Origin of the sequence: Variovorax sp. UMC13 (assembly GCF_014170375.1) — a bacterium.
GTDB lineage: Bacteria > Pseudomonadota > Gammaproteobacteria > Burkholderiales > Burkholderiaceae_C > Variovorax.
Window position 1 is genome coordinate 323,041 of record NZ_LZZW01000018.1, and the last position, 21,385, is coordinate 344,425.

The window sequence follows — 21,385 nt, forward strand, 5'->3', positions numbered from 1 at the left end:
TGTCCCTGTTTTCGGATGCTGCATGCGCCAGCACGGGTCACGGCATTGCGACACACCGCGTCGGACGGTGGGTGCCGAGGCAGCTTAGTGCCGGCACGGGCGCTCGTGAAATACCGTTCGTGTCGCGAATCGAGACGTCGAAGGTCTCAGTGCCTCAGGGCTTCAAGGCTTCAAGGCTGCGGGAGGCGCCGCCGCATCTCCCCGATCAGCCTGTCCCGCAGAGGCGATGCCCGTGACCCGTTCCATGCCATGAGCAGGTCCAGCTGCAACAGGTCCTCCGATCCCGCCGCGGTGATGGGGCGGAACGCGACGTCTTCCCGCGCCTCGTTCGCCAACGATGCGGGGATCAGCGCAATGCCGAAGCCGCTCGCGACCAGTGCGACCAAGGTCTGCAGTTTGCGTGCGTGCTGCGCGACCCGAGGCTGGAACCCCGCAGCCTGGCAAAGACGGACGAGTTGATCGTGAAAGCCCGGCCCGAGCGGCCGGGGCGACGCGACGAAGTCCTCGTCCTTCAGCAACGCCAATTCGATGGAGGCATGGCCCGCGAGCCGATGCCCCGCCGGCAGCGCCACCCATATCGGCTCGCGCGCGACGGTCTCGAAGCGCAGGGTCGGCGTGGACGTCCCGGGCGTGCGCATGAACCCGATGTCGGCCGAGCCATTTTCCAGGGCCTCGACCTGCTCCCGCGTCGTCGCTTCGATCATCTCAAAGGCAACGCCGGGCGATGCGGCCCGGAACTGGCGCAACGCACGCAGCAGCGGTGCGTAAGGCGTGATGTGGATGAAGGTCAAGGTCAGCCGGCCGTCGATCCCCTGCGCGACGCGGCGCGTGTGCGCGACGCTCTCGTCCAGTGACTGAAGAATGGCCCTTACCTGTTCCAGGAAGGAGATGCCGGCCGGCGTCAACGCGACGCTGCGGTTGGTGCGCAGGAATAGCGGAGAACCGATCTCGCTTTCCAGTCGCCGGATGGCTTGGCTCAGAGGCGGCTGGGCCATGTGCAGGCGCTCCGCCGCCCGGCTGAAATGAAGTTCTTCCGCGACGGCGATGAACTGTTGGAGGAGGCGGGTTTCGAGCATCGGCGTTGTCTGTGTTCTTTTCTGTAGCGGCGCAGTGTGGGGCAGGCGAGCGCGACGGTGGGCCCCCGTCGAGGCGGCGCCGGCACGTTCTCGGCCAAGTCGTGCTGCAGCACTACGCCGCAAAGTTCTCCGTGTAGCCCAGCAACAAGGTCTTGCACCCCGTCAGCAGCGAAGCGAGCGCGCCCCAGGCCTCGGCCGCTGCGGCCGCATCGTCGGAGGGATAGACCCGCGCGAGATCGTCCACCAGGCGGCGCGCCTGCGCTTCGTCCGGTGCCTGCGGGCGCACGAAGCCCCGCCATGAGGCGCCGATGCCGAAGAAGCGGTAGCCGTGCGTGGTGGCGAGGTGGCGGATGAGCGCGTGGTTCTGGAACACGTCCCAGTCGGCACTGAAGTAGCCGTTGGGCAGGCCGGCGATGAGCAGGTCGTCGCGCGCCACCGGCACGCGCTGCACATAGACCACGTCGTCGTGGGCCAGCAGCTGGTCGGGGTCGCGGTTCATCGCGAGCAATGCGTCCACGTCCTCTTGCGAGCTCAGCCTTGCCTGGGCCAACGTGCCCCAGTCCTGTTGCAACGCGGGGACGTCGAGCTGGGCCGCCACATGCGCGAGCTGCCGTGCCTCGTCGGCGTGCAGCGCGACCGGGTCGTCGTAGTCCACGTCCTCGTTCGCGCCGTCATCGTCGGGCGTGAGCCGCGCATCCTCGCGGGCGTGCATGCTGGTGTAGCAGCACTGGTCGATGTCATCGAGCGTGCAGAGGAATCGGTGCGCCGGCTCGCGGCTTTGCAGCGCGTCCAGGCAGGCCAGCACCTCGGCCAGCGAGCGCACCTCGCTCAAGCGCAGGTGGCTGAAGGTGTTGACCGGCCTGAACGGCGAGGTGTTGCGGAAGTCGATGGCGTCTTCTTGCATGGCGGTTCTCCTGAGGGGCCAGTGGGCCCCGACAGACCGAGCGTAGCGGAGCAGAAAGACGCTCCGCGTGACGACGATCGTCGCCATGCTTTCAGTTGGCTTTCGAATGGCCGCCGCTGCAGCAATGCGGACCCTCCGCAAGCCCCTTTCCTACATCGGCCGGCCGCAGGCGACTTCATCATCGCGTTTCGCAATCACAACAAGCGGTCTCTGGGGCCGCACACAACGCGATGAAAGACGAGTCCTTTGCCGACCGGCGCAGCTTCTTGCGCCGCTCCATTGCCATCGTGCCGGCCGCCACGGCCTTCGGCGCCGGTGGCCTCACCGGCGCCACGCTGGCCCAGACATCCACGGCCAACGCGCCGCCCCCGGCTGTCACGGCAGGCCCCCCTTACACACCGGTCTACTTCAACGCCACGGAATGGACTTTCGTCCAGGCCGCCGTCGCGCGCCTGATCCCTTCGGACGATGCCGGCCCCGGCGCCATCGAAGCCGGCGTGCCCGAGTTCATCGACCGCCAGATGGAAGGGGCCTTCGGCCATGCCGCCACCTGGTACATGCAGGGCCCCTTCGTCGAGGTGTCGCCGCTCTTCGGTTACCAGAAGAAGATGCCGCCGCGCGAGGTGTACCGCGCGGGCATCGCCGCCACCGATGCCTACTGCCGCAAGCAGTACGCCGACAAGGGCTTCGCCCAGCTCACGGCCGCGCAGCAGGACGAAGTGCTCACGGGCCTCGAGGCCGGCACCGTCACGCTCGAGGGCGTGGGCGCCAAGGACTTCTTTGGCTTCCTGCTGCAGAACACCAAGGAGGGCTACTTCAGCGACCCCATCCACGGCGGCAACAAGAACGCCGCGGCCTGGAAGATGATCGGTTTTCCGGGGGCGCGCGCCGACTATGCCGACTGGGTCGACCGCCCCGGCGTGAAGTACAACCTGCCGCCGGTCAGCATCAGCGGCCCGCAAGGCTGAAGGACGACACATGGCCAACATCAAGAAGCCCCGTGTCGATGCGGTGCTGGTCGGCTTCGGCTGGACCGGCGCGATCATGGGCATGGAACTCACATCCGCCGGCCTCCAGGTGCTGGCGCTGGAGCGCGGCGAGAACCGCGACACCCAACCCGACTTCGCCTACCCGCGCATCACCGACGAGCTCAGCTACGGCATCCGCGGCAAGCTGTTCCAGAACCTCTCGCGCGAGACCGTGACCATCCGCCACACGCCGGCCGAGATCGCCGTGCCGTACCGGCAGCTCGCGTCCTTCCTGCCCGGCGACGGCGTGGGCGGCGCGGGCGTGCACTGGAACGGCCACCACTGGCGCCCGCTGCCCAGCGACCTGCGCATTCGCAGCACCTACGAAGAGCGCTACGGCAAGAAGTTCATTCCCGAGGGCATGACCATCCAGGACTTCGGCGTGAGCTACGAGGAGCTGGAACCGCACTTCGACCAGTTCGAGAAGATCTGCGGCACCTCGGGCAAGGCCGGCAACATCGGCGGCAAGATCCAGGCCGGTGGCAATCCCTTCGAAGGCGCCCGCGCCAACGAGTTTCCGCTGCCGCCGCTGGCCTCGGTCAACAGCGCCAAGCTGTTCGAGAAGGCCGCGCGCGAACTCGGCTACCACCCATTTCCGCAGGCCGCCGCCAACGCCTCGCGCGCCTACACCAACCCGCATGGCGCACAGCTCGGGCCGTGCAACTTCTGCGGCTTCTGCGAGCGCTACGGCTGCTACATGTATTCCAAGGCCTCGCCGCAGACCACGCTGCTGCCGGTGCTGATGAAGCGGCCCAACTTCGAGCTGCGCACCAGGTCGCATGTGCTGCGCGTGAACATGTCGCCTGACGGCAAGCGCGCCACCGGCGTGACCTACGTCGACGCCGAAGGCAACGAGGTCGAGCAGCCCGCCGACCTGGTGGTGCTGTGCGCCTACCAGTTCCACAACGTGCGGCTGCTGATGCTGTCGAACATCGGCAAGCGCTACGACCCCGCCACCGGCGAAGGCGTGATCGGTCGCAACTACGCTTACCAGCTCAACGGCGGCGCCAGCCTGTTCTTCGACAAGGAGCAGCCGATGAACCCCTTCGTCGGCGCGGGCGCCAGCGGCTCGGTCATCGACGACTTCGACGGCGACAACTTCGACCACGGCCCGCTGGGCTTCATCGGCGGCGCCACCATCAACAGCATCAACACCGGCGGGCGGCCGATCCAGCAGATGAGCCTGCCGCCCGGCGCGCCCAATTGGGGCGCGGGCTGGAAGAAGTCCGTGAAGGAGAACTACCTGTACATGGCCAGCGTGGGCAGCCAGGGCTCGGTGATGGCCTACCGCGACAACTACCTCGACCTGGACCCGACCTACAAGGACGTGCACGGCCAGCCGCTGCTGCGCATGACCTTCGACTGGAAGGCCAACGACCTCGCGATGACCCAGTTCATCGGCACCAAGGTCGAGCAGATCGCCAAGGCCATGGGGCCGAAGCAGATGAAGATGAACTTCCAGAAGCCCGACGCCCATTACGACGTGCGCTTCTACCAGTCGACCCACAACACCGGCGGTGCGCCCATGGGCACCGACCCCAAGACCAGCGCCGTCAACCGCTTCCTGCAGGTGTGGGACGTGCCCAACGTGTTCGTGATGGGCGCGAGCGCCTTCCCGCAGAACTTCGGCTACAACCCGACGGGCATGGTGGGCGCGCTGGCCTACTGGTCGGCCAAGGCCATCCGCGAGCAGTACCTGAAGAACCCGGGAGCGCTGGCATGAACGCGCGTCGTGTGTACGGCGGCATCGCCGCGGCCGTGGTGCTGATGGGGGCGGGGGCCTGGGCGATGGCGCAGAAGAGCGATGCGCCTGTCGCCGCAACGCCGGCCGCTTCGGCCGCGGTGCCCACCGCTGCAGGCGACCCCGTGTTCGAGCGCGGCCGCTACCTCGCCCGCGTGGGCGACTGCGTCAGCTGCCACACCGCGCCGGGCAAGCCGGCCTTCGGTGGCGGCCTGCCGATGAAGACGCCCTTCGGCACCATCGTCTCCACCAACATCACGCCCGACCCGCAGGCGGGCATCGGCGCCTACACCGAGGCCGACTTCGCCCGCGCGCTGCGCGAAGGCGTCGCCAAGGACGGCCACCGTCTGTATCCCGCCATGCCGTACCCCTCGTTTGCGCGCGTGAACGACGAGGACATGCACGCGCTCTTCACCTTCTTCCGCAACGGCGTGCAGCCCGTGGCGCAGCAGCCGCCGCCCACCGACCTGCCATGGCCCTTCAGCATGCGCAGCCTGATGATCGGTTGGAACTGGCTCTACCTGGACAAGGGCACGTACCAGCCCGACAGCGCACGCAGCGCCGAATGGAACCGCGGCGCCTACCTGGTGCAGGGCCTGGGCCACTGCGGCGACTGCCACACGCCGCGCAGCGTGCTCGGCGGCGTCAAGGCCGCCAGCGACCGCAAGGGCGAGCTTTACCTGTCCGGCGCGATCATCGACGGCTGGTACGCCCAGCCCTTGCGCCACACCGACCGGCCGACGATGGCGCAATGGTCGTCCGAAGACATCGTGCAGTACCTGCAGACCGGCCGCACAGGCCAGACCGCCGCCTTCGGTGCCATGGTCGCCGTGGTGCAGAACAGCACGCAGCACATGTCGACGGCGGACCTGCAGGCGATCGCGGTGTACCTGCAATCGCTGGGCGCCAAGTCCGGGGGGCCCGCCGTACCGACACAGGCGGCCTTGGTCGCCGCGGCGCCACAGCACCCGACGGCGCAGGCACTGCGCAACGGCACGGTCGAGGCCAACAGCGGGGCGATGGTCTACCTCAACAACTGCAACGCCTGCCACCGCTCGGACGGCACGGGCGCCAACAAGACCTTTCCGGCGCTCGCGGGCAACAGCGTGGTGAACGCCAAGGACCCTACCTCGCTGATCCGCCTCGTGCTCGCGGGCTCGGCCATGCCGAGTACCACGCAGGCACCGTCGCCTATCGCCATGCCGGACTTCGGTTGGCGTTTGAACGATTCGGACGTGGCCAGTGTGTTGAGCTTTGCGCGGGCCAGTTGGGGGAATCAGGGGGATGCGGTGACGGCGGGGCAGGTGGCGAAGGTTCGGGAAGCGCTCAAACCTGTGGCTACGGCGAAGGGACCGTGAAACGCTGTAAGTGATTTGCGGAGTGCTTGCGTTCCGGGCGCGTGCACAGGCCACCGGGTACTCCCCTCCGCGAATGTCCCCCGCCTTCGGCTCCTCCTTTATTTCGCTGCGGGGAGCACCCGATGCCCTGTGCACTGGGCAGGCTACTGGTGCGTAGGCGATCGAGACCACCGCTCATCACGGGCGCGTTTATGGAGTGCTTTGCAAGGTCGGTATGTAGTTGATGGCCAACATCCTGGGCGGCTATGCCCAGGGTGGTTTCGTCATCTTGGGCGAAGCACTGCCGCACGCCGAGTCAGGCCGCGCCAAACTGCTGGGCGTGCTCGGCACCCACCGCATAACGCTTGCGTCGCAGATCCCCAGTTTCACGAAGCAGGGCTTCAAGGTCTCCGAGCATGCGGGGCTCTGGGACTTCTTTGCGCCGACGGGCACGCCGCAGCGGGGCAATTGACAGAGTGGCGGGGCGGTACGTGGTGGCGCAGCCAGAACGCTGGAGCTGTCGGAGAGAGGCCAGGCAACTCACGGCGGCGGCTTACCCGTTGAACGGAAGCGGAAGTTCGATAGCAACCCCGAGGGGCTGCTTCGCAGCCGTTGCCGACTTTCGCGCTGTCGCGCCCGGATCACGCTTCTAACTACATTGCCGGCGCTCGCAGCCGAGCGAAAGATGGGATCGGTTACCCTTACTTACGAAAACATCCGCGAAGGAGAGTTGATGACATCGCCAAACCTATTAGAACGCGGATCCGAGTGGAGGCAGTGGGACCTGCATGTCCACACCCCAGCGTCCTTTCACTGGAAAGGCGCAAGGTTCGACGCTGACCCGAACTCTGCGCACAACCGCGGCTTGGTCGATGAGATGATTGCGGCTCTTAACGCGACGCGGCCGGCGGTTTTCGCATTGATGGACTACTGGACGTTTGACGGCTGGTTTGCACTGCAGCGCCGCCTGAAGGAAGACGGCGCGCCAAAACTCAGCAAGACTGTTTTTCCGGGCATTGAACTCCGCCTTATGGCGCCAATGAACACACCGGGAAAGCGCCTCAACGCGCATGTTGTATTCTCGGATCAGACATCCGATCAGATACTCCACGACTTCAAGTCAATGCTCCGCATAGCGGAGACTGGAAACGCGCTCTCGAATGCCGCGTTAGTCGAATTAGCGCGGACTACTTCCGAGGACAACCTGAATCAAAAGGGCTTCAAGAAGACCGACATGGCAGACGAGGCCAAGGCGCTTCATGCAGGATGCTCATTGGCCGAGCTGACCGCCGAAAGCTACAAGGCGGCGATCGCACACATCAAGGACGGTCTCGCGATTGGTTTCATGCCGTTTGATACGAGTGACGGCCTCAAGGAAGTCAAGTGGCAGGAGCACTACGCGTTCTTCATCTCGCTGTTCAAGTCCTCACCGATCTTCGAGTCTCGCAACCTGGAACTGCGTGACTGCTTAATCAACGAGCAGACTGAGAAAAACAAAGCTTTCTTGAAGAAGTTTCAAGAACGGCTCGGCAATGTTCCCCGTCTTGTCGTCTCAGGTAGCGATGCGCACTGCTTCGTCGGCGTCAAGGATGACAACGACAAGCGTGGCTACGGCGACTTTCCCTCCGGAAAGGTCACATGGATCAAGGCGGACCCGACATTCCTCGGCCTGCAACAAGCCATCATGGAGCCGGCGAAGCGATCCTTTATCGGCGATCGACCGCCAAAACAGGCAGAGATCGAAGCCAACAAGACCTACTTCATCGACCGCGTCGAGATCACGAAACATGTTGCAGGAGCACCGGGCGTCTGGCTCGACGGCACGGCCGTCCTCTTTAACTCCGATCTAGTGGCGATCATCGGCAACAAGGGCAGCGGAAAAAGTGCCCTGGCAGACGTGGTCGCGCTATTGGGCAACTCACGCCAGAAGCTGCACTTCTCTTTCTTGAAAAAGGACCGCTTTCGCGGCAAGACCGGTGAGCCGGCAAAGAACTTCACCGGCAAGCTGACTTGGACTGATGGCACGAGCGAATCGAGGCCGCTCTCCGAAGATCCAGCGGCCGATAAGGTCGAAATGGTGCGCTACATTCCACAAGGACACTTTGAAGACCTGTGTAATGCGCATGTCTCGGGAAGCTCGAACGCATTCGAGCAGGAGCTACGCTCGGTCATCTTCTCCCACACAAGCGATCAAATACGTTTGGGCGCTCACAACTTCGACCAGTTGATCGAGCAGCAGGAGACTGGTTTCCGCATCCAGCTGAACGATTTCCGGAAGGACTTACGTCTCATCAATGCTGAGATCGCCGTCATCGAAGAGCGGCTTCAGCCCGACGTGAAAAGCTCGGTGCAAGAACTCCTAGGGGCGAAAAATCATCAGATCGCCGAGCACAAAAAGATCAGGCCGACGGCTGGCCCAAAGCCGCCTGACGCGATGACGCCAGACCAGCAGGCGGCGACAACGCGCCTGGAGGAGATCACGGTCGGACTAAAGGCCATTGAAGCCAGTGCCACAAACGACATAGCCATCAGCCTTGCCCTCGCCGGGAGGCTTCGGGCTGTTCAAAACGTTCGCGAGCGCTTGAAGGTGCTCAGCCGTGTGGATGTCTACGACTTGCTCTTCGGACTGTCATTTCTTGAGCCCCGGTACTCCTTGCAATTTCAGGAAACCAAGATTGAACAGCTATCGCCGGGGCAGCGCGGCGCATTGCTGCTCATTTTTTACCTTCTCGTCGATAAAGGTCGCAACCCGATCATTCTCGACCAGCCCGAAGAGAATCTCGACAACGAGACGGTCTATAACCTGCTCGTTCCCGTCCTGACTAAGGCAAAGAAATTCCGTCAGATCATTATGGTGACGCACAACCCTAACCTCGCGGTGGTTTGCGACGCGGAGCAACTAATCTGGTCCACATTCGATCGCAAGGGCGGATCGAAAATCTCCTACCTGTCCGGAGCGATCGAAAATCCCGTGATCAATGGGCATGTAGTTGATGTGCTCGAAGGCACCATGCCCGCATTCAACAATCGCAGCAACAAATACCACCCTAAGTCTGCTTGAGTGGGCTGTACCACGACGACACGTCGGCATGTCGCCGTGCGCAGCGGCGGCTCGACGGCATCGAGGCATTCGAAGCTCATCTGCTTGAGTCTCGAGTCTGCGGGCAACGGTCGGGCATGCTTATGGATGTTCGTCCGGTTGCTCCTCCTGAGTGGATCGGGTGTTTGGCGACTTTCCAGTTTCTCAAACCCACTCCGGATGAACACCGGATACGACCTATTGGAGCTTCAGATCTAGCGGCTGCCTGCCACGATCTCCTGTTCTGCGTGCGGCTAGACGTGCCGCATTGCATACGTGACGAACAGAGATCGCGGCTTCTCTAGCCTCCGACTCTGGTGAGGAAGAATGAGCATATCGAGGTGGCGGCTCCGCTGTCGTCGGTGCTGCCGCTCCTAACCGGTCCAGCCAGGTCTGAATGGAGGCGCCGACCGATTCTGAAATCCGGCCGCGCCTTGAGATCCTCGATCCCCTCACTCCTCCACCCGAATCCCCGTCCCCTCAATCACCCGCCTCCAAGTCCCCGCATCCTCCCGCAACACCACCGAAAACTCCGCCGCAGTGCTCCCCACCGGCTCGATGTTCATCTCCCGCATCTTCTTCTGCACTTCGGGCCTGGCAATGATCGCGGCCACCGCGCTAGACATCTTGTCGATGCGGGCCTGCGGTGTGCCGGCGGGCAGGAACAGGCCGATCCAGGCATAGGGCTCGAAGCCGGCATAGCCGGCCTGCTGGAAGGTCGGAACTTGAGGTAACGCTTCGGAGCGGCGCGTGCCCAGGGCTGCGAGGGCGCGCAGCTTGCCACTTTGCAGGTAGGGCAGCGCGGTGCCGGTGTCGAGCACCGCGACGCGGATGTGGCCGCCGAGCAGGTCCGTCACCATCGGCGCCGCGCCCTTGTAGGGCACGTGCGGCATGTCGACGCCGGCTTCCTTCTTGAACAGCTCGCCATAAATGTGCGAGGTGGTCGCGACGCCGGTCGAGCCGTAGGCGTATTTGCCGGGTTCGGCCTTGAGGACGGTGACCAGTTCCTTCAACGTGGTTGCGGGAAAGTCGGGCGTCACGACCAGGGCCGAGGTCGACATGCCGATCTGCGAGACCGCGGCAAAGTCTTTGACCGCGTCGTAGGGCAGGGCGCGCCGCAGCGCCGGCATCTGCACGTGGGTGGTGATGGTGAAGAGGGCCGTGTGGCCGTCCTTGGGGGCGCGGGCCACGGCCGCGGCGCCGATGGTGCCGCTGGCGCCGACGCGGTTGTCGACTACCACGGGCTTGCCCCAGGCCGTGCCCAGTTCCTGGGCGACCAGGCGGGCGATGTTGTCGGTGATGCCGCCGGCGGGGAAGGGCACGAGCAGCGTGACGGTCTGCGTGGGGTAGTCGGCGGCTGTGGCCTGCGCCGCGGCGGGGAGCATGGTCAGTGCGCCGAGGGCCAGTCCCAGGGCCAGGGTGAGCGAGCGGTGTGCCATCGGGTGCCTCTCGCGTTTCTTCATTCGAGCCGGATGTTCTTCGCCTGGATCACCCCGCGCCACCGCTCGTGGTCCGCGCGCATGGTCGCGGTCAGCTGCGCGGGCGTGCTGCCGACCGGGATGATGCCCATCGCATCGATGCGCGCGGCGGCGTCCGCGCCCTGCACGACGGTTGCGACCTCGGTCGACAGGCGCTTCGTGATCTCCGGTGCGGCACCCGCGGGCAGGTAGAGGCCGAACCAGCCGACCGAGTCCATGCCGGCGAAGCCCAGTTCCTTGAAGGTCGGCACCGTGGTGGCCAGCGGCGCGCGCGCGGTGCCGACAACCGCCAGCGAGCGGGCCTTGCCGGCCGCCACGTGCTGGCCCACGCCCTTGGCCGAGACGAAGACCGCATCGACGTTGCCGCCCAGCAGGTCGGTGATGGCCGGTGTCTCGCCCTTGTACGGCACGTGCAGCAGCCGGATGCCGGCCGCGTCCTGCAGCACCTCGGCATAGAGGTGCGCGCTCGAGCCGTTGCCGTACGAGCCGTAGGAATACTTGCCCGGCGATGCCTTGGCGAGCTTGATGAAGCCCTCGAGGGTGTCGACGCCGAGCTTGTTGCTCACGGTGAAGACGATGGGCTGGCGGCCGACTTCGGACACCGGCACGAAGTCCTTGAAGGGGTCGAAGCCCACGTTGGGGTAGAGCAGCGGATTCTGAATGATCGAGGTCAGCGAGAACAGCAGCGTGTAGCCGTCGGCGGGCGCGCGCTGCACCGCCGTGATGCCGATCATGCCGTTGCCGCCCGGCCGGTTGTCGACGATCACGGTCTGGCCCAGTCGCTGGCCCAGGCCGTCGGCCACGATCCGTGCGAAGACGTCGGTGCCGCCGCCCGCGGCATAGGGCACGATCATGCGGATCGGCTTGTTGGGCCAGGCCGCGGGCTGGGCCATCGATGGCAGGGCCGTGCCGGCCGTGAGGGCGCCGCCCAGCAGGGCGAGCGCGTGGCGGCGCGAAAGGCGGGTGTCTTCGTTCATGGGTTGTCTCCGGGGTTGTTCTTCTGGCTTGGGGGGCGACGATTCAGGCCGGCAGGCTCACGACCACGGCCCCCGGCCCGACCGAGACACCGTGCCGGTTCTCGCTCCAGACCTGGAGTTCGAGCCGGTGCCGCTGCGCCGCGTCGGCGCCCTCGTCGATCCACTTGCGCTCGACGCGGCCCTGCACCACCACCGTGTCGCCCGCGGTGTTGAAGGACCTCATGCGAAAGCCGCGGATGGCATGCAGCGTGCCTGCCAGGCCGATGTACTCGCGCACCGTGCGCTCCCACATGCCCTGCAGCAACATCACGTTGGCGTACATCTCGGGCGCGCCGGTGGATTGCGCATGTTCGGTGTTGTGGTGGATGGCGTTGAAGTCGCGGTTCGCGCCCGCGGCCATCACCATGCGGTAGACGGTCAGCGGAAAGCGCAGCGGAGGCAGCGTGTCGCCGACCGCGATCTCGCTCCAGGTGCGCTGCCGGGTCCAGTCGATGACGGGGTTGGGTTCATGGCTCATGCGCTTCATGCGGCGGCGTGGGGGTTGTAGTGGTACATGCTGAAGCGGCAGCGCGCGACGACCTCGGCGTGCTGGTCGACGATCTCGTATTCCCAGGTGGTGAAGGCGCCGCGGCCGACCTGGGTGGCCTTGGGCTGGCAGCGCACCAGGCGGTTGCCGCGCCGCGCGAGCCGGTCGCCCACGTGCACCGGCCGCAGGTAGTCGACCTCGTAGTCGGTCGCCATGTAGGCGCTGGTCGGCGGCATGCCGGGCGGGCGCACGCCCTTGAGCGGGCTGCGCTCGGGCTCGGCGTCGCGCGCGTCGCTGCTGAAGATGGGCGGCTGGCCGGGCGACCACATGGGTGGCAGCGTCCAGGTCATGAGGCTGGTCGACGGCACGCTGGGCGCCGCATGGCCGTGCTTCTGTGCCACGGCCGCGTCGGTGTGCAGCGGGCAGTCGAACTCCAGCACCTCGAGGTAGCGGCGCACCGCGCTGGGGTCGATGGCGTCGGCGCCGTGGAAGGTCTCGGCGCTGCCGAAGTCCTCGCCCACGCGGGCGACCAGGGGCTGCCAGGCGGCTTGCCAGTCGGTGTCGGGTGCGGCCATGGTTAGATTCCGATGAACTCGGCAACTTCGGCCAGCGGCGCACGTTCGGTCATGAAGCCCTCTAGCGCATGGTCCGGGTCCGCATAGCCGATCGACATGCCGGTGAACAGCATGCGCTCGACCGGCAGCGCGAGAAAACTGCCGATGGTCTTCGGGTAGATCGCCCAGCATTCCTGCGCGCAGCTGTCCAGGCCTTCGCCGCGCAGCAGCAGCATCACGTTCTGCAGCAGCATGCCCAGGTCCGACCATTGGGGCGGCCCCATGCGGCGGTCGACGCTGCAGAACAGCGCGAGCGGCGCGCCGAAGAACTGGTAGTTGCGAGCGAACCATTGCAGCCGCGCGGCCTTGTTCTCGCGCGGGATGTCCAGCCGCGCGTACATCTGCTCGCCCACCGCATAGCGCCGGTCGCGGTAGGGCGACACCAGCTCGCGCGGGTAGATGTCGTACTCGCTGCCTTCGCCGGTGGGGGCCTGCTGCACGCGCTCGCGCATCAGCGCCTTGAGTTCGGCCAGCCGCTCGCCGCCCACGAGGTGCAGGTGCCAGGGCTGCAGGTTGCCGCCCGAAGGGGCGCGCAGCGCCTGTTCGAGCACGCGCCGGAGGGTGTCGGGCGGCACGGGCCGGTCGAGGAAGTGGCGCACCGAGCGGCGGCTGGCGATCGCGTCCTGGATGTTCATGGGATGTCCGATGGTGGAAGAGGGGAGCTCAGTGTGCGTCGCGCTTCGGCATCACGACGCCCAGTTCGGCCGCGACCTCGGCGCTGTGCTGGCCCGAGGCGGCCGCATGGCCCAGCTCGGCGTAGTCGAAGGCCGAGAACTGCACCGGCGGGCGCACCTCGAGGTACTCGCCCTCGGTGGGGTGGGTGCGCTGGCGGAACAGGCCGGTGGCCTGCAGGTGCGGGTCGGTGGGCAGGTCGTCGATGTCGTTGACGCGCATGGCCGGGATGTTGGCCAGGCGCAGGATCTCCAGCCACTCGTCGGTGCCGCGCTCGGGCAGGATCGCGGCGGCGGCCTCGTACATGCGGCTGGTGTTCTTGCGCCGCAGCGCCTTGTCGGCGAACGGCGGCTGCTGCAGCACCTCGGGATGGCCGGTGGCCTCGAAGAAGCGCACCCAGCGCTCGTCGAGGTAGGGCGCGAGGGCGAGGTAGCCGTCGCGGGTCTTCATCGGCTGGCGCGTGGGGTCGACCTGGCGCGGGTAGCACGAGGGGCCGGTGGGCGGCACGAAGGTCATGTCGCACAGATGCTCGACCAGGTTGAAGCTGGTGACCGACTCGAACATCGGCACCTCCACCTTCTGGCCCTCGCCGGTGCGCAGCCGGTGGATCACCGCGGCCAGCACCGCATAGGCCGCGTGCAGGCCCGAGACCTTGTCGGCCATGGTCATCGGCACGTAGCGCGGCTGCGGGTTGCCGTCGACACGCGGCGGCAGCGAGGCCACGCCCGAGGCGGCCTGGATGATGTCGTCGTAGGCCTGCAGCTTGGCGTAGGGGCCGCGCTGGTCGAAGCCGGTGCAGTGCACGTAGATCACATCGGGCCGGATCGCGCGCACCTCCTCGTACGACAGGCCGGCGCGGGCGATGGCGTCGCTGCGCACGTTGTGGATGAAGATGTCGCTGGTCTCGATCAGCCGGTGCATGGCGGCGCGGCCGGCCTCGCTCTTCAGGTCCCAGTCGACCGAGCGCTTGCCGCGGTTGAGCCGCAGGTGCACCGGGCTCATGAGCGGCGTGTGCGGCGGCGTGCCGATGATGCGGATGCTGTCGCCCTCGGGCGGCTCGACCTTGATCACCTCGGCGCCGAGGTCGGCCAGGATCTGCGTGCAGTAGGGGCCGAAGATCACCGTCGTGAGGTCGGTGACGCGCAGGCCTTCGAGCATGCGGGGCGATGTCATGTTGTTTCCTTCCTTGCTTCGAAATCTTGGAGTTGCGCGGCGTGCTGCCGCAGGCGCTCGGGGCCGCCCAGCACCTGGCGGTTGAAGCCGATGCGCTTGAACCAGAAGTGCAGGCCCAGCAGGTCGGTGATGCCCATGCCGCCATGCACCTCGGTGGCGGTGCGCGCAACGAAGGTGCCGGTCTCCGACAGGTGGGCCTTGGCATGTGCCGACAGCAGCTCGGCCTCGCCGGGCAGCGCGTCGAAGGCATGGGCCGCGTACCAGACCAGCGCGCGGCCGGGTTCCAGTCCCGCGGCCATCTCGGCGCACAGGTGCTTCACCGCCTGGAAGGAGCCGATCACGCGGCCGAACTGGCGGCGCTCCTTCGCATAGGCGACGGCCTGGTCGATCATGGCCCAGCTCGCGCCGAGCGTGTCGGCGGCGAGCAGGGCCCAGGCGGCGCTGCGCAGCCGCGCCAGCGTGACGGGCGTGGCGCCGGGCAGGGCCTGCGCGGGCACGTTGTCGAATGCCAACTCGCCCAGCGGGCGGGTCGCGTCGATGCTGCGCAGGGCTGCGCGTTGCAAACCCGGTGCATCGGCGGCGACCAGGTGCAGGCCGCCGCTGCGGTCGGCCACGATGAAGACATCGGCCTGCGCCGCGTCGAGCACGAACAGCGCGCTGCCGTTCACTCGGCCATCGCCGGCCTGCACGCCCGCGCCGTCGCGCGCACCGGCCACGCGCTCGGCGATGGCCACGCCGGCGATGCAGTCGCCGCGGGCCAGGCGCGGCAGCCATTCGGCCTGCTGCGCCGTGCTGCCGGCCTCGCGCAGGGCCAGCGGCGCAAGCACCGCGCTGCCCAGGAAGGGCACGGGCGCCACATGGCGACCCAGTTCTTCGGCGACCAGTGCGGCATCGAGCAGCGACAGGCCCAGGCCGCCGTGCGCCTCGGGCACCAGCAGCGCGGGCACGCCGATCTCGCAGAGGGTCTGCCACACCGCGCGGTCCAACGGTTCGTCGGTGGCGGCCACGGCGCGCACGCGCTCGAGCGGGCAGGCGCGTTCGAGGCTGCGGCGCACGCTGTCCTGCAGGGCGCGCTGGTCGGGGGAAAGTGCGAATTCCATGAGGGGGTCTCCGTGCGCGTCAGGCGGCCAGGCGTGGCTCGCGCGGCATGTCGAGGCCGCGTTCCGCGATGATGTTTTTCTGGATCTGCGCGGTGCCGCCGCCGATGATCAGGCCGAGGTCGAACATGTAGCGCTCCTGCCAGATCGCCTGCGCCCGCAGGTGCGGGCTGCCGTGCATCAGCAGGCCGAGCTCGCCCAGCGCGTCGATCGCCAGCCCGGCCAGCTGGTGGCGCAGCTCGCAGCCCTGCAGCTTCACGACCAACGCCGCCAGGCCCAGGTCCTCGCCCGCGGCGGCCGCGGTGAGCAGGCGCAGGCCGTGGCACTTCTGCGCCAGCACTTGGCCCTGCAGCCGCATCAGGCGGTCGCGCAGCACCGGCAGGTCGATCAGCCGCGTGCCGTCGACGGTCTCGGCCTGCATCAGCTCGACCAGCTCCTGGTAGCGCTGGGTCGTGACCGCGGCATTGCCCAGCGAGCCGCGCTCGTGCTTGAGGGTGGCGTTGGCCACCTTCCAGCCTTCGCCGCGCCGGCCCACGATCTGCTGCCGGGGCACGCGCACGTCGGTGAAGAAGACCTCGTTGAACTCGGCATGGCCGGTCATGGTCTGGAGCGGGCGCACCGCGATGCCGGGCGTCTGCATCGAGAACAGCAGGTAGCTGATGCCTGCGTGCTTGGCCGCGCCGGGCTCGGTGCGCACCAGGCAGAAGATCATGTCGGCGACGTGCGCGGTCGAGGTCCAGATCTTCTGGCCGTTGACCAGGAAATCCTCGCCGTCCTCGGTGGCACGGGTCTGCAGCGCCGCCAGGTCGGAGCCGGCGCCGGGCTCGGAGTAGCCCTGGCACCAGAGCACCTCGCCACGCAAGGTGGGCGCGATCCATTCGCGCCGCTGCGCCTCGGTGCCCAGTTCGAGCAGCGTGGGCACCAGCATCGAGATGCCCTGGTTGCCCAGGGGCGGGGCGGCGCCGGCGCGGGTGAACTCCTCGGTGATCAGGTAGGCCTCCATCACGTCGGGCGCGGCGCCGTAGCCGCCGTACTCGCGCGGCACGGTGCGGCCCGCGTAGCCGTGTTCGAGCAGCAGGCGCTGCCAGGCCAGCGCGGCGGCGGGCGGGCGTTGCGCGGTCGGGGCGGTGGCCGAGCGATGGCCGTGGGTCCGGAGGAAGGCGCGGATCTCCTGGCGGAAGGCTTCGTAGCGCGGGGTCGAACTGAGGTTCATCGGCTGTGGCTGCCGGCAGGCGCGGGCCTGCGGCTTGTCTCCGGTCTGGCTGTTGTGCGGCCCATGCTAGGACCAAGGCCCGGGCCTCTCAATCGTCTCTTCCGACGATGCCGCCGGCCGGAGCGGCTGCCTACGATCCGTCCCGACGCCGACCGTGGCGCAACAGAAAAAACCAGGAGACCGTCATGCCCGTATTCCCCTCCCGCCCGTCGAAGAGCTTCCTGCGCACCGGTGCCGCGCTGCTGCTCGGCGTGGCCGCGGTGTTCGCCGCGCACGCCCAGAAGCGCTACGACACCGGCGCCACCGACACCACGATCAAGATCGGCCACATCGTCCCGTACTCGGGCCCGGTCTCGGCCTACGGCACGATCGGCAAGACGGCGAGCGCCTGGTTCGCCAAGATCAATGCCGAAGGCGGCATCAACGGCCGCAAGGTCGAGTTCATCTCGCTCGACGACGCCTACACGCCCTCGAAGACCGTCGAGCAGGCGCGCAAGCTGGTCGAGCAGGACGAGGTGCTGGTGCTCTTCGGCCCGCTGGGCACGGCGCACAACATGGCGATCCGCCGCTACATGAACGCGAAGAAGGTGCCGCAACTCTTCGTGGCCACCGGCGCCACGCGCTTCGGCGACCCCAAGGACTTCCCCTGGACCATGGGCTGGCAGCCGACCTACCAGACCGAAGGCCTGATCTACGCCGAGCACATCCTGAAGACCAAGCCCGACGCGAAGATCGCGATCCTGATGCAGAACGACGACTTCGGGAAGGACTTCCTCAAGGGCTTCATGGACGGGCTGGGCGACAAGGCCAAGCGCATGGTGGTGGCGCAGTCGACCTACGAGGTGACCGACCCGACCATCGACAGCCAGATGGTCAACCTCAAGGCCTCGGGCGCCGACACCTTTTTCAGCATCACCACGCCCAAGTTCGCGGCGCAGGCGATCCGCAAGGCGGCCGACATCGGCTGGAAGCCCACGCAGTACCTGTCGAGCGTGTCGGTGTCGGTCTCGGCCGTGATCAAGCCGGCCGGCTACGAGAACGCCCAGGGCGTGATCTCGGCCACCTACCTGCGCGACCCGGCCGACGAGCGCTGGAAGAACACCAAGGAATTCGACGACTACAAGGCCTTCATGGCCAAGTACTACCCGGGCGGCGACATGACGGATTCGCTCAACGTGCTGGGTTACTCCTCGGCCCAGACGCTGGAATACGTGCTGCGCAAGGCGGGTGACAACCTCACGCGCGAGAACATCATGAAGATCTCGGCCAACCTGCAGCTCACGCTGCCCATGCTCTACCCGGGCATCGACGTGAAGACCGCGGCCGACGACTTCTACCCGATCGAGCGCATGCAGCTGCTGCGCTTCACCGGCACGCACTACGAGCCCTTCGGCCCGGTGATGGGCCGTTGAGCCCGGAGCACGACATGACGCAACAGAACCACACCCTCCCTCGGCGCACCGCGCTGCTGCTGGCCGGCGCGGCCCTCCTGCTGGGCAGCGGCATGGCGCTCGCTCAGAAGAAGTACGACACCGGCGCCTCCGACACCGAGATCAAGCTCGGCATGGCCATGCCCTACAGCGGCCCGGTCTCGTCGTACGGCATCGTCGGCAAGGTCAACGAGGCCTACTTCAAGATGATCAACGACAAGGGCGGCATCAACGGCCGCAAGGTCACGCTGATCAGCTACGACGACCAGTACACGCCGCCGCGCACCACCGAGGTGGTGCGCAAGCTGGTCGAGCAGGACGAGGTGCTGGCCGTCTACGGCAACCTCGGCTCGGCGTCGAACGCGGCCATCATGCGGTACATGAACGCCAAGAAGGTGCCGCACCTGCTGCTGGGCGTGGGCGCCGACCGCTTCAACGACCCGAAGAACAACCCCTGGACCACGCCCTACATGCCCAGCTACGAGGGCGAGGGCAGCCTCTACGCGAAGAACATCCTCAAGACGATGCCCGGCGCGAAGATCGCCGTGCTCTATCAGAACGACGATTTCGGCAAGGACCTGCTCAAGGGCCTGAAGAAGGGGCTGGGCGACAAGGCGGGTTCGATGATCGTGGGCGAGGCCTCGTTCGAGATCGCCGACCCGACGGTCGACTCGCAGATCATCAAGCTGCAGGCCTCGGGCGCCGACGTGTTCGTCAACTTCGCCACGGCGCGCTTCGCGGCGCAGGCCATCCGCAAGGTCTACGACATCGGCTGGCGCCCCAAGCAGCAGTACCTGACCTATGTGTCGGCCTACGTGAAGATGACGCTGGAGCCGGCCGGCCTGGACAAGTCCAACGGCATCATGGCCATGGCCTTCTTCAAGGACGCGACGCAGCCGCGCTGGGCCGAGGACCCGGCCACCAAGGAGTTCCTGGCCTTCATGAAGAAATACGCGCCCGACCAGGACGTGACCAACGCCGCCGGCGTGTACGGCTACGGCGTGGCGCAGGCGATGGAGCAGGTGCTGCGGGCCGCGGGCGACAACCTGACGCGCGAGAACGTGCTGAAGCAGGCCACCAGCCTCAAGGCGGTGAGCACCGGCATGCTGCTGCCCGGCGTGGCGCTCAACACCTCGAGCACCGACTACTGGCCCTTCAGCACGCTGCAGCTGGTGCGCTTCAACGGCAAGGAATTCGAGCCCATGGGCCAGTCCATTGCCGTCAAATGAGCGCCATTTCCAAAGAACCACCGGAGACACAAGAATGCTCGGACTGATGCAGGACCGCCCGCTGATGATCTCGTCGCTGATCGATCACGCGGCCACCTTCCACCCGGAGACCGAGATCGTCGCGCGCACCGTCGAGGGCCCGGTGCACCGCACCAACTACCGCGAGGTGCAGCGCCGCGCCAAGCGCGTGGCCAACGCGATGCAGGCGCTGGGCATCACGCCCGGGCAGCGCGTCGGCACGCTGGCCTGGAACACGCACCGCCACCTCGAGCTGTACTACGGCGTCTCGGGCACGGGCGCGGTGCTGCACACGGTGAACCCGCGGCTGTTCCCGGAGCAGATCGACTACATCGTCAACCATGCCGAAGACCAGGTGCTGTTCTTCGACATCTCCTTCGCCGCGCTGGTGGCGCAGCTCGCGCCTGCGCTCAAGACGGTGCACACCTTCGTGGCCATGACCGACCGCGCGCACATGCCCGCGATCGATGTGCCGAACCTGCTGTGCTACGAGGAACTGATCGCCGCGCAGAGCGAGGACTACACCTGGCCCGAGTTCGACGAGCGCACCGCCTCGTCCCTGTGCTACACCTCGGGCACCACCGGCAATCCCAAGGGCGTGCTGTATTCGCACCGCTCGACCGTGCTGCATTCGCTGATGGAATGCGCGCCCGACACCTTCAACGTCAACTCGGGCATGACGCTGCTGCTGGCCGTGCCCATGTTCCACGCCAACGCCTGGGGCATGCCGTACTCGGCCGCGATGGCGGGCGCCAAGCTGGTGATGCCCGGTCCCAAGCTCGACGGCCAAAGCCTCTACGAACTGATGCGCGACGAGAAGGTCACCTTCTCGCAGGCCGTGCCCACGGTCTGGCTGATGCAGTTCCAGTACTTCGATGCACATCCCGAGATCGACACGCTGGCCCTGGGCCTGAAGCGCATCGGCGTGGGCGGTGCGGCCACGCCGCGCAGCATGATCGAGCGCTTCGAGCGCGACTTCGGCGCCGACTTCGTGCAGGGCTGGGGCATGACCGAGACCAGCCCCATCGGCGTGATCGGCAACCTGCTGCCCAAGCACCGCGGCCTGTCGAAGGAGGCGCAGACGACGGTCAAGATGAAGCAGGGCCGCGGCGTCTGGGGCGTGGAGCTCAAGATCGTCGACGAGGCCGGTCAGCGGCTGCCGCACGACGGCCAGGCCTTCGGCCACCTGCATGTGCGCGGCCCGTGGATCGCGAGCGGCTATTTCAAGAGCGAGGGCGGCCCGGTGCTCGACGCCGAGGGCTACTTCCCGACCGGCGACGTGGCGACCGTCGACACCGACGGCTACGTGCAGTTGGTGGACCGCGCCAAGGACGTGATCAAGTCGGGCGGCGAATGGATCTCGTCGATCGACCTCGAGAACGCGGCCAATGCGCATCCGGCGGTGGCCGAGGCGGCCGTGATCGGCATTCCGCATCCCAAGTGGCAGGAGCGGCCGCTGCTGGTGATCGTCAGGCGCGCGGGCGCCGAGGTCACGGGCGCCGAGCTGCAGGCCTTCCTCGCGCAGAAGGTCGCGAAGTGGTGGCTGCCCGACCACGTGACCTTCGTCGATGCGCTGCCGCACACCGCGACCGGCAAGCTGCTCAAGACCAAGCTGCGCGAGCAGTTCAAGGACCGGGTGTTCGACGCCGCGTGAGCGAGGCCACCGCCGGTCCGGCGGGGCCGGCGCGCGGTGCGCCCGTGTCTCTATAGAATCGTTCATCGTCCAGGCCGCAAGGGCTTCCCACTGGATGCTCGAATGCAAACGATGTCTCCGCTGGCGGGGTTGCCGATGT

The 21,385-nt window shown here is 66.9% G+C and carries 18 protein-coding genes; 8 read left to right on the forward strand and 10 right to left on the reverse strand.

Going from position 1 to position 21,385, the window contains the following annotated elements:
* Nucleotides 1-170: 170 nt before the first annotated feature.
* Nucleotides 171-1,076, reverse strand: coding sequence for a LysR family transcriptional regulator (locus A9977_RS16255; RefSeq protein ID WP_183025891.1), 906 nt, complete (start codon nucleotides 1,074-1,076; stop codon nucleotides 171-173).
* A gap of 112 nt (nucleotides 1,077-1,188) precedes the next feature.
* Complete coding sequence (locus A9977_RS16260) at nucleotides 1,189-1,980, reverse strand: hypothetical protein (protein ID WP_183025892.1); 792 nt, start codon at nucleotides 1,978-1,980, stop codon at nucleotides 1,189-1,191.
* A gap of 230 nt (nucleotides 1,981-2,210) precedes the next feature.
* Between A9977_RS16260 and A9977_RS16265 the strand changes: the two genes are divergently transcribed.
* The 5 genes from A9977_RS16265 to A9977_RS16285 all read left to right on the forward strand — a co-directional run bounded on the left by A9977_RS16265 (nucleotide 2,211) and on the right by A9977_RS16285 (nucleotide 9,147).
* Entirely contained in the window at nucleotides 2,211-2,948 is a 738-nt protein-coding gene (locus tag A9977_RS16265; RefSeq protein ID WP_183025893.1) for a gluconate 2-dehydrogenase subunit 3 family protein, read from the forward strand.
* A 10-nt stretch (nucleotides 2,949-2,958) separates the two neighbouring features.
* Nucleotides 2,959-4,731: a GMC family oxidoreductase gene (locus A9977_RS16270; RefSeq protein WP_183025894.1), complete on the forward strand. Its 1,773-nt coding sequence runs from the start codon at nucleotides 2,959-2,961 to the stop codon at nucleotides 4,729-4,731.
* Entirely contained in the window at nucleotides 4,728-6,107 is a 1,380-nt protein-coding gene (locus A9977_RS16275) for a cytochrome c (RefSeq protein WP_183025895.1), read from the forward strand. Before A9977_RS16270 ends, A9977_RS16275 begins: the two co-directional genes overlap by 4 nt.
* Before the next feature lie 223 nt (nucleotides 6,108-6,330).
* Nucleotides 6,331-6,558 (forward strand): tripartite tricarboxylate transporter substrate-binding protein, encoded by a 228-nt coding sequence (locus A9977_RS16280; protein ID WP_183025896.1) that lies wholly within the window; start codon nucleotides 6,331-6,333, stop codon nucleotides 6,556-6,558.
* Nucleotides 6,559-6,819: 261 nt separating this feature from the next.
* Nucleotides 6,820-9,147 (forward strand): ATP-binding protein, encoded by a 2,328-nt coding sequence (locus tag A9977_RS16285; RefSeq protein ID WP_183025897.1) that lies wholly within the window; start codon nucleotides 6,820-6,822, stop codon nucleotides 9,145-9,147.
* 470 nt (nucleotides 9,148-9,617) lie between these two features.
* Here A9977_RS16285 and A9977_RS16290 read toward each other — a convergent pair whose 3' ends face one another.
* Genes A9977_RS16290 through A9977_RS16325 form a run of 8 tightly spaced genes read right to left on the reverse strand, consistent with a single transcriptional unit; the run spans nucleotide 9,618 to nucleotide 16,915 of the window.
* Nucleotides 9,618-10,604, reverse strand: a complete 987-nt coding sequence (locus A9977_RS16290) for a tripartite tricarboxylate transporter substrate binding protein (protein WP_183025898.1) — start codon at nucleotides 10,602-10,604, stop codon at nucleotides 9,618-9,620.
* A 20-nt stretch (nucleotides 10,605-10,624) separates the two neighbouring features.
* The gene (locus A9977_RS16295; RefSeq protein ID WP_183025899.1) at nucleotides 10,625-11,620 is read right to left on the reverse strand and encodes a tripartite tricarboxylate transporter substrate binding protein; all 996 of its coding nucleotides are present in this window, start codon (nucleotides 11,618-11,620) and stop codon (nucleotides 10,625-10,627) included.
* Between the two features lie 43 nt (nucleotides 11,621-11,663).
* Complete coding sequence (locus A9977_RS16300) at nucleotides 11,664-12,137, reverse strand: acyl dehydratase (protein ID WP_183025900.1); 474 nt, start codon at nucleotides 12,135-12,137, stop codon at nucleotides 11,664-11,666.
* 5 nt (nucleotides 12,138-12,142) lie between these two features.
* Nucleotides 12,143-12,721, reverse strand: a complete 579-nt coding sequence (locus tag A9977_RS16305) for a MaoC family dehydratase N-terminal domain-containing protein (RefSeq protein ID WP_183025901.1) — start codon at nucleotides 12,719-12,721, stop codon at nucleotides 12,143-12,145.
* Nucleotides 12,722-12,723: 2 nt separating this feature from the next.
* Complete coding sequence (locus tag A9977_RS16310; protein WP_183025902.1) at nucleotides 12,724-13,395, reverse strand: nitroreductase; 672 nt, start codon at nucleotides 13,393-13,395, stop codon at nucleotides 12,724-12,726.
* Nucleotides 13,396-13,423: 28 nt separating this feature from the next.
* Entirely contained in the window at nucleotides 13,424-14,605 is a 1,182-nt protein-coding gene (locus A9977_RS16315) for a CaiB/BaiF CoA-transferase family protein (protein WP_183025903.1), read from the reverse strand.
* A complete protein-coding gene (locus tag A9977_RS16320) occupies nucleotides 14,602-15,705 on the reverse strand; it encodes an acyl-CoA dehydrogenase family protein (protein ID WP_183025904.1) in 1,104 nt (367 codons plus the stop codon). Before A9977_RS16320 ends, A9977_RS16315 begins: the two co-directional genes overlap by 4 nt.
* 19 nt (nucleotides 15,706-15,724) lie before the next feature.
* Nucleotides 15,725-16,915, reverse strand: coding sequence for an acyl-CoA dehydrogenase family protein (locus A9977_RS16325; protein ID WP_183025905.1), 1,191 nt, complete (start codon nucleotides 16,913-16,915; stop codon nucleotides 15,725-15,727).
* Nucleotides 16,916-17,100: 185 nt separating this feature from the next.
* On the opposite strand from A9977_RS16325, the gene A9977_RS16330 reads away from it, so the two are divergent.
* From A9977_RS16330 to A9977_RS16340, 3 genes are read left to right on the forward strand one after another with little or no spacing between them, the layout of a single operon-like run.
* Entirely contained in the window at nucleotides 17,101-18,327 is a 1,227-nt protein-coding gene (locus tag A9977_RS16330; RefSeq protein ID WP_183025906.1) for an ABC transporter substrate-binding protein, read from the forward strand.
* A gap of 14 nt (nucleotides 18,328-18,341) precedes the next feature.
* Nucleotides 18,342-19,574 carry an ABC transporter substrate-binding protein gene (locus tag A9977_RS16335; RefSeq protein ID WP_183025907.1) on the forward strand — a complete coding sequence of 411 codons (1,233 nt, stop codon included), beginning with the start codon at nucleotides 18,342-18,344 and terminating at the stop codon, nucleotides 19,572-19,574.
* A 34-nt stretch (nucleotides 19,575-19,608) separates the two neighbouring features.
* Nucleotides 19,609-21,246 carry a 3-(methylthio)propionyl-CoA ligase gene (locus A9977_RS16340; RefSeq protein ID WP_183025908.1) on the forward strand — a complete coding sequence of 546 codons (1,638 nt, stop codon included), beginning with the start codon at nucleotides 19,609-19,611 and terminating at the stop codon, nucleotides 21,244-21,246.
* Nucleotides 21,247-21,385 lie beyond the last annotated feature (139 nt).

Coding starts and splice junctions, on each gene's coding strand:
- A9977_RS16270 (WP_183025894.1), top strand. CDS start 2,959: ATGGCCAACATCAAGAAGCCCCGTGTCGATGCGGTGCTGGTCGGCTTC.
- A9977_RS16330 (WP_183025906.1), top strand. CDS start 17,101: ATGCCCGTATTCCCCTCCCGCCCGTCGAAGAGCTTCCTGCGCACCGGT.
- A9977_RS16255 (WP_183025891.1), bottom strand. CDS start 1,076: ATGCTCGAAACCCGCCTCCTCCAACAGTTCATCGCCGTCGCGGAAGAA.
- A9977_RS16265 (WP_183025893.1), top strand. CDS start 2,211: ATGAAAGACGAGTCCTTTGCCGACCGGCGCAGCTTCTTGCGCCGCTCC.
- A9977_RS16300 (WP_183025900.1), bottom strand. CDS start 12,137: ATGAGCCATGAACCCAACCCCGTCATCGACTGGACCCGGCAGCGCACC.
- A9977_RS16340 (WP_183025908.1), top strand. CDS start 19,609: ATGCTCGGACTGATGCAGGACCGCCCGCTGATGATCTCGTCGCTGATC.
- A9977_RS16290 (WP_183025898.1), bottom strand. CDS start 10,604: ATGGCACACCGCTCGCTCACCCTGGCCCTGGGACTGGCCCTCGGCGCA.
- A9977_RS16260 (WP_183025892.1), bottom strand. CDS start 1,980: ATGCAAGAAGACGCCATCGACTTCCGCAACACCTCGCCGTTCAGGCCG.
- A9977_RS16315 (WP_183025903.1), bottom strand. CDS start 14,605: ATGACATCGCCCCGCATGCTCGAAGGCCTGCGCGTCACCGACCTCACG.
- A9977_RS16295 (WP_183025899.1), bottom strand. CDS start 11,620: ATGAACGAAGACACCCGCCTTTCGCGCCGCCACGCGCTCGCCCTGCTG.
- A9977_RS16320 (WP_183025904.1), bottom strand. CDS start 15,705: ATGGAATTCGCACTTTCCCCCGACCAGCGCGCCCTGCAGGACAGCGTG.
- A9977_RS16280 (WP_183025896.1), top strand. CDS start 6,331: ATGGCCAACATCCTGGGCGGCTATGCCCAGGGTGGTTTCGTCATCTTG.
- A9977_RS16275 (WP_183025895.1), top strand. CDS start 4,728: ATGAACGCGCGTCGTGTGTACGGCGGCATCGCCGCGGCCGTGGTGCTG.
- A9977_RS16305 (WP_183025901.1), bottom strand. CDS start 12,721: ATGGCCGCACCCGACACCGACTGGCAAGCCGCCTGGCAGCCCCTGGTC.
- A9977_RS16335 (WP_183025907.1), top strand. CDS start 18,342: ATGACGCAACAGAACCACACCCTCCCTCGGCGCACCGCGCTGCTGCTG.
- A9977_RS16310 (WP_183025902.1), bottom strand. CDS start 13,395: ATGAACATCCAGGACGCGATCGCCAGCCGCCGCTCGGTGCGCCACTTC.
- A9977_RS16285 (WP_183025897.1), top strand. CDS start 6,820: ATGACATCGCCAAACCTATTAGAACGCGGATCCGAGTGGAGGCAGTGG.
- A9977_RS16325 (WP_183025905.1), bottom strand. CDS start 16,915: ATGAACCTCAGTTCGACCCCGCGCTACGAAGCCTTCCGCCAGGAGATC.